General features: G+C 70.0%; 11 protein-coding genes. 5 read left to right on the plus strand and 6 right to left on the minus strand.

Translation table 11 applies throughout. The annotated features are described in order from the left end of the window. Window positions 1–85: 85 nt before the first annotated feature. From PH203_RS45600 to PH203_RS45610, 3 genes are read right to left on the minus strand one after another with little or no spacing between them, the layout of a single operon-like run. Entirely contained in the window at window positions 86–988 is a 903-nt protein-coding gene (locus PH203_RS45600; RefSeq protein ID WP_289928423.1) for a carbohydrate ABC transporter permease, read from the minus strand. Continuing rightward, complete coding sequence (locus PH203_RS45605) at window positions 988–1,833, minus strand: sugar ABC transporter permease (RefSeq protein WP_289928521.1); 846 nt, start codon at window positions 1,831–1,833, stop codon at window positions 988–990. The genes PH203_RS45600 and PH203_RS45605 overlap by 1 nt, the downstream gene beginning before the upstream one ends. 50 nt (window positions 1,834–1,883) lie before the next feature. Then, window positions 1,884–3,203 carry an extracellular solute-binding protein gene (locus PH203_RS45610; RefSeq protein ID WP_289928425.1) on the minus strand — a complete coding sequence of 440 codons (1,320 nt, stop codon included), beginning with the start codon at window positions 3,201–3,203 and terminating at the stop codon, window positions 1,884–1,886. A 236-nt stretch (window positions 3,204–3,439) separates the two neighbouring features. On the opposite strand from PH203_RS45610, the gene PH203_RS45615 reads away from it, so the two are divergent. Both PH203_RS45615 and PH203_RS45620 read left to right on the plus strand, forming a co-directional pair. After that, a complete protein-coding gene (locus PH203_RS45615) occupies window positions 3,440–4,468 on the plus strand; it encodes a LacI family DNA-binding transcriptional regulator (protein ID WP_289928427.1) in 1,029 nt (342 codons plus the stop codon). A gap of 55 nt (window positions 4,469–4,523) precedes the next feature. Continuing rightward, the gene (locus tag PH203_RS45620) at window positions 4,524–6,830 is read left to right on the plus strand and encodes a glycoside hydrolase family 3 N-terminal domain-containing protein (protein WP_289928429.1); all 2,307 of its coding nucleotides are present in this window, start codon (window positions 4,524–4,526) and stop codon (window positions 6,828–6,830) included. A gap of 96 nt (window positions 6,831–6,926) precedes the next feature. Here the strand turns inward: PH203_RS45620 and PH203_RS45625 are convergent, their stop codons facing one another. Continuing rightward, window positions 6,927–7,895 (minus strand): SDR family oxidoreductase, encoded by a 969-nt coding sequence (locus PH203_RS45625; RefSeq protein ID WP_289928430.1) that lies wholly within the window; start codon window positions 7,893–7,895, stop codon window positions 6,927–6,929. A gap of 200 nt (window positions 7,896–8,095) precedes the next feature. On the opposite strand from PH203_RS45625, the gene PH203_RS45630 reads away from it, so the two are divergent. Next, complete coding sequence (locus tag PH203_RS45630) at window positions 8,096–8,941, plus strand: helix-turn-helix transcriptional regulator (RefSeq protein ID WP_289928432.1); 846 nt, start codon at window positions 8,096–8,098, stop codon at window positions 8,939–8,941. A gap of 78 nt (window positions 8,942–9,019) precedes the next feature. Here the strand turns inward: PH203_RS45630 and PH203_RS45635 are convergent, their stop codons facing one another. Further along, complete coding sequence (locus tag PH203_RS45635) at window positions 9,020–9,832, minus strand: SDR family oxidoreductase (protein WP_289928434.1); 813 nt, start codon at window positions 9,830–9,832, stop codon at window positions 9,020–9,022. A gap of 85 nt (window positions 9,833–9,917) precedes the next feature. Between PH203_RS45635 and PH203_RS45640 the strand changes: the two genes are divergently transcribed. Beyond that, complete coding sequence (locus PH203_RS45640) at window positions 9,918–10,769, plus strand: helix-turn-helix transcriptional regulator (protein ID WP_289928436.1); 852 nt, start codon at window positions 9,918–9,920, stop codon at window positions 10,767–10,769. Between the two features lie 176 nt (window positions 10,770–10,945). Here the strand turns inward: PH203_RS45640 and PH203_RS45645 are convergent, their stop codons facing one another. Continuing rightward, the gene (locus PH203_RS45645) at window positions 10,946–11,878 is read right to left on the minus strand and encodes a LysR family transcriptional regulator (protein ID WP_289928438.1); all 933 of its coding nucleotides are present in this window, start codon (window positions 11,876–11,878) and stop codon (window positions 10,946–10,948) included. A 105-nt stretch (window positions 11,879–11,983) separates the two neighbouring features. Between PH203_RS45645 and mdlC the strand changes: the two genes are divergently transcribed. Next, entirely contained in the window at window positions 11,984–13,564 is a 1,581-nt protein-coding gene (gene mdlC / locus PH203_RS45650; protein ID WP_289928440.1) for a benzoylformate decarboxylase, read from the plus strand. The last annotated feature ends 20 nt before the right edge of the window (window positions 13,565–13,584 follow it).

The following is a 13,584-nucleotide window of genomic DNA, read 5'->3' on the forward strand; positions in this document are numbered from 1 at the left end:
GTCGGCACAACCTGACGTCGGAGGCAACCATTCCCACGCTGCGCGGCCGTCCCCTCTGCTCCCCCTCGCGTGATCTCGTCTCCCTTCACTTGCCGAAGCCCGCCGTGAGTCCGCCGATGAGCTGGCGGCGGCCGAGGACGTAGAGCGCCAGGATCGGCAGTGTGGACAGGACGACCGCGGCGAGGATCGCGGGGATGTTGATGGTGAACTCGCCCTGGAAGCTCCACACGAACAGCGGCAGGACCCGCTTGTCGGGGCTCTGGGTGAGGATCAGCGGGAAGAGGAAGCCGTTCCACACGTTCAGGGCGTCATAGATCGTGACCGTGATCAGGGCGGGGCGCGACAACGGCAGCGCCAGACTGAGCAGCATCCTCCAGTGGCCCGCGCCGTCGGCGCGCATGGACTCGTACAGCTCGTCGGGGATGTCCCGCAGGAAGTTGACGAGGATGATCACCGTGAGCGGGATGGCGAACGCCGCCGAGGGCAGCACGATGGCGAGGAGGGTGTCGTACATCTGCGCCTTGGCGATCAGGTAGTACACCGGGATGATCGTGGCCTGCAGCGGGATGGCGAGGCCCAGCAGGAAGACGCTGAAGGCCCAGCGCAGGGCCCGGCTGGTGCCACGGACGATGGCGTACGCGGCCAGGAAGGACACCCCGAGGGTCAGCAGTGTCGCGCCGACGGTGACCAGGAGGCTGTTGAGGAGGTAGTGGGTGAACCCGTTGTCCCAGACCAGGCGGTAGTTGTCCAGGGTCGGGCTGGTCGGCAGGGCGAGCGGGTTGGCGTCGAAGAAGCCCTCGCGGGTGCGCAGGCTGGTGACGACGACCCAGTAGACCGGGACGAGGACGATCACCAGCCAGAGCGCGCCGCCCAGGGCGCCGAGGGGGTTCGTGCGCCGCAGCCGGGCAAGACGGCCGGGGGCCGCCGCGGGCGCCGGTGTCACACGTGACGCGGGATCGGCGGTCGGGGCGTGGGAGAGCGTGGACATCACATACCTGCCTGCTGGCTGCGCATCCGGTTGAAGCCGGAGAAGCGGAGAAGGGCGAGGGAGAGGAGAAGGCCTGCCACCACGAGCACGACCGAGATGGCGCTGGCCAGGCCCATCTCGTTGCTCTGGAAGCCGGTGATGTACATGTCCAGCGGCAGGATGCGGGTGGCGTAGCCGGGGCCGCCGCCGGTGAGGACGAAGACCAGGTCGAAGTAGGTGAGCGAGCCGACCACCATCAGGGTCGAGGAGGTGACGATGGTGTAGCGCAGTTGGGGCAGGGTGATGTGCCAGAACTGTTTGATGCGGCCCGCGCCGTCGATCGACGCCGCCTCGTAGAGGGATGCCGGGATCTGCCGGGCGCCCGCCTGGTAGAGCAGTGTGTGGAAGGGCACGAACTGCCAGGCGATGACGAACACCACCGCGTAGAAGGCGAGTTGGGGGTTGCCGAGCCAGTCCTGACCGAGGATCGGCAGGTTGAGGGCCGCGCCCAGGCCGAAGTTGGGGTCGAGGAGGTTCTTGAAGATGACGGCGACGGCGGCCGTGGAGATCAGCAGCGGGACGAAGTACAGGACGGCGAACAGGGAGCGGTAGCGCTGTTTGCCTGCCACGAAGACGCCCAGCAGGAGACTGATCGGGGTCTGGACGACCCAGGAGAACACCATGAGCTTCGCGGTGAGCCAGAGGGCGTTCCGGGTGACCGAACTGGTCAGTGCCTCGTGCCAGTTGTCGGTTTCGGCCCAGGCGGGGCCGCCCAGTCCGTCCCAGTGGGTGAAGCTGAGGTAGACGACGATCCCCATCGGCACGAGCGCGAAGAGGGCGAAGAGCAGCAGTGCGGGCAGGGCCATGAGGAAGGGCGCGCCGTCCCGCCGGGCGGGCACGGAGACCTTGGCGGTGCTCACTTCGCCGCCGCCTTGTCCATCTGTGCGCAGAACTGCTCCGGGCTGATCTGGCCGAGGAAGAGCTGGTCGAGGTGGGTGAGCAGCTCGTTGCCGAGTTCGGGGCTGAGCGCCTGGTCCCAGGAGAGCTGGAAGTTCTTCGCGTCACGGGTCAGGTTGTAGACGTACGACGACCAGTCCGCGTTGGCCGACGCCTTGATCTTGGCGTCCAGGTCCTTGACCGGCGGCACGTCACCGTTCTTGAGGAGGTTGTCGACGTAGGTGTCGTTGTAGACGCCGTCCTTGAGATACGACACCGCCGTCTTGCGTTCCTTCGCGCTCGCCTGCGCGGACACGGAGAAGAAGTTGGCCGTGTTGCCGACGATGTTCGTCGGGTCGCCCTTGCCTCCGGTGACGGCCGGGAAGCCGGTCCAGCCGAGCTTGCCCTCGGAGACGAACGCCGGGGAGCCTGTGTTGATGGTGCCGTAGCCCCAGCTGCCCTGGAGGATCATCGCGGCCTTGCCGGTGTACAGCTGGGCCTCGGCCTGGCCGGTGTCGGCGGAGACCGAGGCGAAGCCCTTGGCGAAGCCGCCCGCGTCGACGAGCTGCTCGATCATACGAGTGGCTTCGAGGACGGCGGGGGCGGACCAGGCGCCCTTCTTGCCGGCCGCGATGTCCGCGAAGGTGTCGGGTCCGCCGACGCGGTCGACGAGGTACTCCAGCCACATCAGGTCCGGCCACTTGGACGCACCGCCCATGGAGATCGGAGCGATGCCCTGGGCTTTCAGCTTCTTCACCAGCGCGAGCAGGTCGTCCCAGGTCTTCGGCGGCTGAGCGCCCGCCTTCTGCAAGAGGTCCTTGTTGTAGTACAGGACCACGGGCTGCACGCCGTTGACGGGAACGCCGTAGACCTGGCCGCCGAAGGTCGCGGACTTGAGCACCGAGGGGAAGATGCGGTTCTTCCAGGCGGGGTCGGCGTCGAGATCCGGAGTGAGGTCGGCGACCTTCCCGGCGTCGACGTAGCTCTTCAGCCCGCCGCCGCCCCAGTTCTCGAACAGGATGGGGCCGTTGCCCGCACCGACGGCCGTGCGCAGCTTCTGCTTGTAGGGGTCGTTCTGGAAGAACTGGTAGGTGATCTTGCTGTCCGGCCGGTCCTTGTTCCACTGCGTGGCCGAGGCTCGGAAGGTGGCCTCGGAGCCCTGGGTCAGCGCCCAGGCCAGCGTTCCGTCTCCGCCGGCCCCGCCGACGGCACGTCCGCTGCTGCCGCAGGCGGCGATGGTGAGCGTGAGTGTTACCGCCGATGCGGTGATGAGGGCGCGGCGAGGCATTCTCGGGGTCATCTTGAGCTCCTTCGGCTCTTCAGAGGTTCGATCACGCCGGACGGCTCGTCGGCTCGTCGGATGCGGTGAAGCACGGCTCGAAAATTTTCGAAACCTCTGCGTTTTCTGGCCGACAAGTTAGGTGCGTCATAGCCGAGGGTCAAGAGGCCGGAAGCGAGCATTTTTCATCGCCATGACCCCTTGGAACCCTGCGAAAGATTGCGCTACCGTCCCCGTAAAAGAGCGAAAGGACCAGCATGGCGAAGAGAGCCGTCGAGCGGACGACACTGACCGGCATCGCCGAGGCCGCCGGGGTCTCCGTGGCCACCGTCTCCAAGGTGGTCAACGGCCGCAGTGACGTCTCGCCCGAGACCCGGGCACGCATCGAGCGGCTGCTGGTCGAGCACGACTACGTGGCCCGCGGGCCGGGCGGCGCACAGTCCCCGGTGCGCGCGATCGACCTGACCTTCGACGAGCTGGTCAACCCCAACAACCTGGTGATCACGCAGGGTGTCACGGAGGCCGCGGCCGAAGCCGGCGTCGACGTCGTCATCGGCACGGCGCCCGACGACCCGCTCGGTGCCGCCTGGGCCCGCAAGATCGCGGGCGCCGGCCGGGAGGGCCTCATCCTGGTGACGTCCGAACTGACCGCCCGGCAGCGGGCGCAGTTCGCCCAGCACGACATCCCGCTCGTGCTCATTGACCCGATGAACGTGCCGGACGAGAGTGTGCCGAGCATCGGCGCGACGAACTTCAGCGGTGGCATGGCGGCCACCGAGCACCTGCTGAAGCTCGGCCACCGCCGGATCGCGATGATCGAGGGCCGGCACGACGCCGTCTGCAACACCGCCCGCCTGCACGGCTATCAGGCCGCTCTCAGCGGCGCCGGGATCACGCCCGACCCCCGGCTCATCAAGCAGGGGGCCTTCCGGTTCAAGCCCGCCTACCAGGCCGCCCTGGAGCTCTTCGCCCTCGACGAGCCCCCGACCGCCGTCTTCGCCGGCAACGACCTGGAGGCCTTCGGCGTCATCGAAGCCGCCCGGGTCAACGGCCTGCGGGTGCCGGACGACGTCAGCGTCGTCGGCTTCGACGACACCGCCGCCGCAGGCACTTCGGCCCCTCCCCTGACCACCGTCCGGCAACCGTTCGTCGAGATCGGCCGGGCCGCGCTGCGCACGCTGCTCCGTCTGGCCGCCGGCGAGCGCCTGGACAGCCACCGGGTGGAGCTGGCCACCCAGCTGGTCGTCCGGGGCTCCACCGCCCCGCCGCCGGCCACCGGGTCGTGAACCCGACCGGCCCTTCCTGAATCCGCCGCGCCCCAACCACCCCGAGGAACGCACCATGACCACACCTTGGGCCGATCCGGCCTGCCCTCGTGACGACAGGGTCGAGGCCCTGCTCGCGGAGATGACCCTGGAGGAGAAGCTCGCCCAGCTCGGCAGCGCGTGGCCCGGAGTCGAGCGGGTCAGCGGCAACGTCGCCCCCATGCAGGACGTCTTCGCCTCCCACACCGATTTCGACCAGGCCAGCAAGGACGGACTCGGCCACCTCACCCGCCCGTTCGGCACCAAGCCGGTCGAGCCGCACGAGGGTGCACGGCACCTCGCTTCTCTGCAGCGTGAGTTGATGGACAACACCCGGCTCGGCATCCCCGCCCTCGCGCACGAGGAGTGCCTGACAGGGTTCACCACCCACCACGCCAGCGTCTTCCCCACGCCCCTTGCCTGGGCCGCCGCCTTCAACCCGGAGCTCGTCGAGCGCATGGCCCGCGCCATCGGCACGAGCATGCGCCGAGTCGGCGTCCACCAGGGCCTCTCCCCCGTCCTCGACGTCGTACGCGACTACCGCTGGGGCCGTGTCGAGGAGACCCTGGGCGAGGACCCGTATCTCGTCGCGACCACCGGCACGGCATACGTCCGCGGTCTGGAGGGCGCCGGCGTCATCGCCACCCTCAAGCACTTCGCCGGGTACTCGGCCTCGAAGGCCGCCCGCAACCACGCCCCCGTGTCCATGGGGCCCCGGGAGTTCGCCGACGTGATCCTGCCGCCGTTCGAGACGGCGATCCGCGAGGGCGGCGCCCGCTCGGTCATGAACTCCTACGCCGACGTGGACGGCGTGCCGGCCGGCGCCGACCCCTCGCTGCTCACGCAACTGCTGCGCGAGGACTGGGGATTCGGGGGCACGGTCGTCTCCGACTACTGGTCCATCGCCTTCCTGCGCACCATGCACCGCATCGCCGCCACCGACGGCGAGGCCGGCGCACGAGCACTCACCGCGGGAATCGACGTGGAACTGCCCGACACGCTCTGCTACGGCGAACCCCTCGCCCAACTCGTCCGCGCGGGAACCGTCTCCGAGGGCCTGGTCGACCGGGCGGTACGGCGCGTGCTGCGTCAGAAGGCCGAACTGGGGCTGCTCGACGCCGACTTCGCCCCGGAGACAACGGGCGAGGACCCCATCGACCTCGACCCGCCCGCCCACCGGGCCATCGCCCGGGAGCTGGCCGAGCAGAGCATCGTGCTGCTGGACAACCGCGACGGACTCCTCCCCCTGGCCGCGGACACCCCATCCATCGCCCTCATCGGCCCGTGCGCCGACGACGCCAACGCCTTCTTCGGCTGCTACTCCTTCCCCAACCACGTCCTGCCCCACCACCCCGGCCACGACAACGGCATCGAGGCCCGCACCCTGCTGGACGCCCTGGCCACCGAACTGCCCCGCACCCTCATCGCGTACGAACAGGGCTGCCCCGTCAAGGACGTCGACCGCAGCGGCATCGACGCGGCCGTGGACGCGGCCCGGCAAGCGGACGTCTGCATAGCCGTCGTCGGCGACCGCGCCGCCCTCTTCGGCCTCGGCACCTCCGGCGAGGGCTGCGACGCCGAGGACCTCTCCCTGCCCGGCGTCCAGGACGAACTGGTCGAGGCCCTGCTGGCCACCGGCACACCTCTCGTCCTGCTGGTCGTCTCCGGGCGCCCGTATGCGCTGGGTCCCTACGCCGACCGCGCCGCCGCTGTCGTCCAGGCCTTCTTCCCCGGCGAGGAGGGCGGCCCCGCTCTTGCCGGGGTGCTCTCCGGACGGATCAACCCCTCCGGCAAGCTGCCGGTGCAGGTGCCGCGGACGGCAGGCGGCCAGCCCGGCACCTATCTGCACGCCCCGCTCGGCGGCAACACCCAGGGCGTGAGCAACCTCGACCCCACCCCGGCCTACCCCTTCGGGCACGGACGGTCCTATACGACGTTCGCCTACGACGGGTTCGAGATGAGCGCCGGGGAGATCGCCACCGACGGCGAGGTCGAGATCAGTTGCCTGGTCCGCAACACCGGCGACCTCCCCGGCTCAGAAGTCGTCCAGCTCTACACCGCAGACCCGGTCGCCCAACTTCCCCGCCCGGTCACCCAGTTGACGGGGTTCACGCGCGTCCTCCTGGCCCCCGGAGAAGAGCGCAGGGTCACCTTCCGACTGCACGCGGACCGCCTCGCCTACACGGGCCCCGAGCTGCGCCGCATCGTCGAACCCGGTGCGATCACCGTCCGGCTCGGCACCTCCAGCGCCGACATCCGGCTCACCGGCACCGTCCACCTCACAGGACCGATCCGCCAGGTCGGACACGCCCGAGTGCTGCATACACCGACGTATGTCAGCTGAGCCGCCTCCTGTCCTCGGGCCGCCTGGGATCGCGTACGAATACGAACTCGAGGAAGGACGAGACAGTTCGGTCCTCCCGCCTGGGCCGGCACCGCCTCACCTGCCGCCCCTGTGATCGGCGCCGGACAGCGCCGGAAAGCCGGCGTGGGTGAGGTCTTCGGAGATCTGCCAGACGCGCCGCGCCTCTTCCTGACTGCGGAGCCGGGAGTAGAGGGGCTGTTCGGCGGGCGGGCCGGACAGGTGTTGGAAGCCGCTGGGCCCGTAGAACCGGCCGCCGCGTGCGTCCGGGGAGGTGGCGGCGTACAGGGCCGGCAGTGCCGCGCTCTCCACCGTGCCGAGGATGCCGTGGCGGGACAACGCGCGGATCACGCGTACGGCGCTGGTGTCCCTTGTCCGGCCGACCTCGGGGCGGGCGGCCAGCAGGCTGGTCGGTGCGATGCCGGGATGGGAGATGTTGCTGGTGATTCCCCAGTCCGCGGCCCGGCTGCGGAGATCCAGTTCGAGTGCGAAGAGACCGAACGCGATCTTCGACTGGCTGTACGCGCGGCGGCCGTTGTAGGACTGGTCCCAGTTGAGGTCGTCCCAGTTGATGGAGCCCTCGTTGGCGGCGACGCTGAGCTGGCAGGTCACCCGGGCGCGGCCCGCGCGCAGCAGCGGCAGCAGGTGGCAGACCAGTGCGAAGTGACCGAGATGATTGCTGCCGAACTGCAGCTCGAACCCGTCCGCGGTGGTCTGCCGGTCCGGTGGCGTCATCACGCCGGCGTTGTTGACCAGGATGTGGATCGGACGGTTCTCGGCGACGAGAGCGGCGCCCAACGCGGCGACCGAACTCAGCGACGACAGGTCGAGGTCTCGCAGCGACAGGACCGCCTGCGGGTGCTGCCGCTTGACCTTCGCGATCGCCGCCTCACCCTTGCGGCGGTTGCGGACGGGCATGACGACCTCGACACCGGCGGCGGCCAGCCGGGTGGCCAGGACCAGTCCGACGCCGTCACTGGCGCCGGTGACGACGGCAAGCTTCCCGGGAAGGTCCGGAACGGTGATGTCCGGCCGTGTACGTGCCATGGGTCTTCCTCGCTTCTCACATCGATCCCAACGGGAATGCGCTTCAAAGCTGCACCTGATCAGCGCGGGTATCCACGGCCTCCCGATCCGAGGCCGGCCCGGCCGAGGAGGGCCGCCGAAAGGGGGATCGACAATCCCAGGCTCCGGTCCGGCACGGGTGGTAGAACGAAAGAGCACCGGCACTCAGGGAGGAAGCAGCCGTGATCGATCGAGGCGGGCTCGCCGAATTCCTGCGTCGCCGCCGGGAGTCGCTGCAGCCCGAGGACGTCGGCCTTCCGCGCGGCCAGCGACGCAGGACAGCCGGTCTGCGCCGGGAAGAGGTAGCCGCGATCTGCCATATCTCCGCCGACTACTACAGTCGGCTGGAGCGGGAGCGCGGACCGCGCCCGTCCGAGCAGATGATCGCCTCGATCGCACAGGGTCTGCACCTGTCCCTCGACGAACGCGACCACCTGTTTCGTCTCGCCGGGCACAACCCGCCCACCAGAGGCTCCACCAGCGAACACATCAGTCCCGGCCTGCTGCGCATCTTCGACCGGCTCATCGACACCCCCGCCGAAATCGTCACCGAGCTCGGCGAGACACTCCGGCAGACCCCGCTCGCCGTCGCCCTCACCGGCGACCTCACCCGCTACACCGGCCCGGCCCGCAGCATCGGCTACCGGTGGTTCACCGACCCGGCCATCCGCGCCCTGTACCACCCCGACGATCACGCGCTGCACTCCCGCGTCTTCGCCTCCGGGCTACGCCGGCTGGTCACCCTGCGCGGACCCAAGTCGCCGGCCGCTCACCTCCAGCAGCTGCTGATGGCCCGCAGCGAAGAATTCCGCGCCGTCTGGAACGAACACGAAGTCGGTATCCAGTACAACGACACCAAGCGATTCGTACACCCCGATATCGGCACTCTCGAACTCAGTTGCCAGGCGCTTCTCGACCCCGATCAGTCACACATGCTTCTGGTCTACACGGCCGTCCCGGGCAGTGAAAGCTACGAGAGACTTCGGCTGCTCTCCGTTGTCGGAGAGCAGCAGATCCTCCGGGCGTGACACTCCGCCTGCATGGCTGAGGTCGGGCAGGCGTTCTCGACACGCCCGGAGCGCGGATCAGGACCCGGGCCGCTCTTGTCAGGCGCCGGCGCCGCCGTCGACCGGCAGGATCGCGCCGGTCACGTACGAGGCCCGGTCGCTGAGCAGCCACGCGGCCGCCTCGGCGATCTGCCGGGGCTCAGCCATCCGACCCAGCGGGATCGACGCGGTTATCTGCTCGATGACGCCGGGAGTCGCCGCCTCCCAGGTGTCGATCATCTCCGTGGAGGTGCCGCCGGGGGTGATGCCGTTGACCCGGATACCGTCACCGGCCCAGTTCACCGCGGCAGTCTCGGTGAGGCTGTTGAGCGCGCGCTTCATGGCGCCGTAGGCGGGCAGGGCGGGGTTCGCGCGGCGGCTGCCGATGCTGGAGGTGTTGACGATCGCCCCGCCGCCGCCCCGCCTCATGAGCGCGGCCTCGGAGGTCATGGCGGTCCAGTGCGAACGGAAGTTGACGGCGAACTGCTCGTCGATGTCGTCGTCGCTGATGGTCTCGACCGGGCCGACCTGCTGCTGGGGGACCGCGCCGTTGTTGAAGGCGCCATCGAGCCGTCCGTGCAGCTTTTCGACGTGGTCGACTGCGGCGCGGATGCTCGCGGGGTCGGCGAGGTCCATGGTGACGGCGTCGGCGACGCCCCCGTCGGCGCGGATCTCCTTCACGATGGTCTCGAGGGCGTCGGTGCTGCGTGCGGCGAGCACGACCGTGGCGCCCTCGTAGGCGAAGAGCCGGGCCGCGGCGGCCCCGATGCCGCGACTGGCACCGGTGATGAACAGGACCTTGCCGGCGAGCAGGCCGACGGGTGCGCTGCCGGTGACGTTCGTGGTGTTCATGGCGTTCGTGTTGTTCGTCATGGCAACAGCGTCCGACCGACTGCCGGCCGGATACAGGCACAGGCTGTACCAGGATCCGCGGCCGGGCGGCGCGCACACTGGGCGTATGGACAAGCAGGAGCTCGGGGCGTTCCTCCGCAGCCGCCGCGAGCGGCTTCGCCCGCAGGACGTCGGCCTTCCCTCCGGCCCGCGCCGGCGCACACCAGGTCTTCGCCGCGAGGAAGTAGCGGTCCTCGCGCACATCTCCACGGAGTACTACGTCCGCCTCGAGCAGGGCAGGGCGCCACGCCCCTCGGGCGACGTCCTGGCCGCGATCGCCGGCGCCCTGCGGCTCACCGACACGGAGTCCGACCACCTCCACGTCCTCGCGGGCACCGCGCCCAACCGTACCCAGCTGCACCGGCGCGACGTCCGCCCGAGCATCCTCGCGCTTCTGGAGCGGCTGCCGCAGACGGCCGGCTTCGTGATGTCCGCCGCGTTCGAGGTTCTCGCCTGGAACGACCTCGCGGCCGCGCTCATGGAGGACTTCGCCCCGCTCGCCCCCGAGGACCGCAATCTCGCGCGCCGGTCCTTTCTCGGGCCGCAGCGAGGTGATGCGACGCTGTACGGGATCTCCGACGCCGCCGAGTTCCGGCTGAGCGTCGTGACGCAGCTGCGCACCACCCTCGCCCGCTACCCCACCGATCCCGCGGTGACCGGCCTCGTCGGTGAACTCCGCGATACCAGCCCCGACTTCGCCCGCCTGTGGGAACGGCACGACGTACAGACCGCGCCGGTGCTCAGGAAGACCTTTCGCCACCCGGCCGTCGGGGATGTCACCGTCGACTGCGACACGCTCACCCTCACCGACCGCGACCAGTACCTCGTGCTCTACACCGCGCCACCGGGATCCCCCGGGGCCGAGGCCCTGGCCCTGCTGAATGTCCTGGGAACACAGGCCAGTCACTACATGCCGTAGTGCCACAGCCGGCCACCGCGTCCTCGTACTTGATGTCCAGGCGGAAGGTGCCGCACGATACAGAGCGTCGCCGAGCCCACCGCCCCCCTCTCCGGCGTCGCCCTCCAGAAAGGTGCAGGTCGGGCGCGTCACCGTGTCCGGGCGTGCAACCCATACCTCACAGCGCGGCCGACCGCTCAGCCCGCGCTCGGCGGCAGCTGTGCAGGGCTGACCAGCTCCCCCAGAACATCAGCCATGAACTGCACCAGCCACCGCTGGGACGGGCTGCGTGATGCCTCGTGCCGGGCGTACAGCGCCACTTCGATCGGTTCCGTGTCGAACGGGAGCCTCACGAGGCGCAGGCGGTGGGAGGCGGTGAACACCTCGCCGACGTATTCGGGGACGATCGCGAAGAGGTCGGTGTGTTCCAGCAGGTAGGGCAGCACCGTGAAGCGGGTGGCGTCGACGGCGACGCGATCCAGGAGGCCGTGCGTGGCGAGGAGCAGGCGGGGCACGACGTGGCCGTGGGGGCCGTACACCGTCGCATGGTGCTCGGCCGCGAGGTCCGCCAGCGTGACGGAGGCGCCGCGGATGCGGGGGTGGTCGGCGGCGACCATGCCTACGTAGCGCTCGTGGAAGAGCGGGATGCGCACGGTGCGGTGGGACGTGAGGACCGGGGTGGCGACGAAGGCGTCGAGTTCACCGCGGCGCAGCTGGCTCTCGGCGGCGTCCACGTCCAGCGGGCGGATGGTGAAGGACACACCGGGAGCCCGCTCGCGGGCCGCCGCGGCCAGCCGGGGCAGCAGGGTGGCCTGGCCCAGGTCGGAGAGGGCCACGGTGAAACGCCCTGACATGGCGGTCAGGTCGAAGTGGTCGTCCTGGCGGATCACGGCGTCCATGCCGGCCAGCGCGCGCTGCAAGGGCTCGTAGAGGCGCTGGGCACCGGCCGTCGGGGTCAGGCCGCGGCCGGTGCGCCGGAAGAGCTCGTCGTCGAAGTGCCGGCGCAACTTGGCCAGGCTGTAGCTCACCGTGGGCTGGGTGACGTGCAGCGTCTCCGCCGTCGCCGTGACACTGCCGGTCTCGTAGAGCAGCACGAAGACGCGGGCGAGGTTGAGATCGAAGCTGCTCATATCGATCGAGCCTATATCGCATCCCGCCAACATTTATTAGTCCGAATGTCGTGCGGTGCCTAGCGTGGCCTGCGTCACTTCGACGTCGCAGTGAAAGGAACGTCTGTGCCCTCCGTGCGCCGTGTCTGCCATGAGTTCCTCCAACGGCAGGAGCTCACCACCGTCTTCGGGAATCCCGGCTCCAACGAGCTGCCGTTCCTCGCCGACCTGCCGGACGGCTTCCGGTACGTCCTGGGGCTGCACGAGGGTGCCGTGGTGGGCATGGCGGACGGTTACGCGCAGGCCACGGGACGTCCGGTGCTCGTCAACCTGCATGCCGCGTCCGGCTCCGGCAACGCGATGGGCGCGCTCACCAACGCCGTGGCCTCGCGCACTCCGCTGGTCGTCGTGGCCGGCCAGCAGGTGCGGCCGGCCATCGGACCGGAGGCCAACCTCTCCAACGTCGACGCCCCGTCGCTGATGAAGCCGCTCGTCGGCTGGGCCGCCGAACCGGCCTGTGCCCAGGACGTGCCCCGGGCCCTCGCCCAGGCCGTCTTCGAGGCGCAGTTGCAGCGCCGGCCCACCTACCTCTCCGTCCCCTACGACGACTGGGCGGTGGACGCGGGCGAGAACGCGTCAGCCGTGCTGGACCGGCAGGTGCACCGCGCCGCGGTGCCCGGCGCGGAGCAGGGACGCCGGCTGGCCGGTGCGGTGGCCGACGCGCGCAGGCCCGCGCTGGTGCTGGGCGGTGACATCGACTCCGCCGGTCTCTTCGACGACGCGGTGCGGCTGGCGGAGCGGCTCGGCGCTGCGGTGTGGGCGGCACCGTCGCTGTTCCGGCTGCCCTTCCCCAACCGCCACCCGCAGTTTCGCGGGGTGCTGCCGGCGGGGATCGAACCCGTCTCCCGGGCTTTCGAGGGTCATGACCTCGTACTGGTGCTCGGGGCACCGGTCTTCCGCTATCACGAGTACCTGCCCGGCCGGTATCTGCCCGAGGGCACCCGGTTGATCCAGGTCACGGAGGACGCCTCCGCCGCCGCCCGCGCGCCGATGGGCGAGGCTCTGGTCGCCGACCCGGCCGCCGTCATCGACCTGCTGCTCAAGGAACTCGACGCGGCGACCGAGCCGCCGGGGGACTACCGGCCCACCCCCGCGCCGGCCACCGGGCAGGGGACGCGGCTGCATCCCGAGGAGGTCTTCGCCTCCCTCCGGGACGAACTGCCCGACGACACGGCGTACGTGGTGGAGTCGACCTCGACGAACTCCTCGTGGTGGCGCCAGATGGACCTGCGGCGGCCCGGCTCCTACTACTTTCCGGCAGCCGGCGGACTCGGCTTCGGACTGCCCGGCGCCGTCGGGGTCGCCATGGCCCAGCCCGACCGGCCGGTCGTCGGAGTGATCGGGGACGGCTCGGCCAACTACGGCATCACCGCCCTGTGGACGGCAGCCCAGCAACGCCTGCCCGTGACCGTGGTGCTGCTGCGCAACGGAACCTATGGCGCTCTGCGCTGGTTCAGCGGCCTGCTGGGTGTCCCGGACGCACCGGGCATGGACATCCCGGGCCTGGACTTCACCCGCATCGCGGAGGGCTACGGCGTGTCCGCCCAGCACGTCGAGAGCGTGGACGAATTAAGGGCGGTGCTCTCCCGGCGCCCGGACGGACCCCGGCTCGTCCAGGTCGACACCGTGCTCACGACACCGTCCTGACCACGATGCCCACCCCACGA

The organism is Streptomyces sp. S.PB5 (genome assembly GCF_030403745.1).
Lineage (GTDB): Bacteria > Actinomycetota > Actinomycetes > Streptomycetales > Streptomycetaceae > Streptomyces.

Bases quoted from the DNA above. Each gene is read 5' to 3' on its own strand.
- PH203_RS45600 (WP_289928423.1), bottom strand. From the start codon at position 988: ATGTCCACGCTCTCCCACGCCCCGACCGCCGATCCCGCGTCACGTGTG.
- PH203_RS45605 (WP_289928521.1), bottom strand. From the start codon at position 1,833: ATGGCCCTGCCCGCACTGCTGCTCTTCGCCCTCTTCGCGCTCGTGCCG.
- PH203_RS45610 (WP_289928425.1), bottom strand. From the start codon at position 3,203: ATGACCCCGAGAATGCCTCGCCGCGCCCTCATCACCGCATCGGCGGTA.
- PH203_RS45615 (WP_289928427.1), top strand. From the start codon at position 3,440: ATGGCGAAGAGAGCCGTCGAGCGGACGACACTGACCGGCATCGCCGAG.
- PH203_RS45620 (WP_289928429.1), top strand. From the start codon at position 4,524: ATGACCACACCTTGGGCCGATCCGGCCTGCCCTCGTGACGACAGGGTC.
- PH203_RS45625 (WP_289928430.1), bottom strand. From the start codon at position 7,895: ATGGCACGTACACGGCCGGACATCACCGTTCCGGACCTTCCCGGGAAG.
- PH203_RS45635 (WP_289928434.1), bottom strand. From the start codon at position 9,832: ATGACGAACAACACGAACGCCATGAACACCACGAACGTCACCGGCAGC.
- PH203_RS45640 (WP_289928436.1), top strand. From the start codon at position 9,918: ATGGACAAGCAGGAGCTCGGGGCGTTCCTCCGCAGCCGCCGCGAGCGG.
- PH203_RS45645 (WP_289928438.1), bottom strand. From the start codon at position 11,878: ATGAGCAGCTTCGATCTCAACCTCGCCCGCGTCTTCGTGCTGCTCTAC.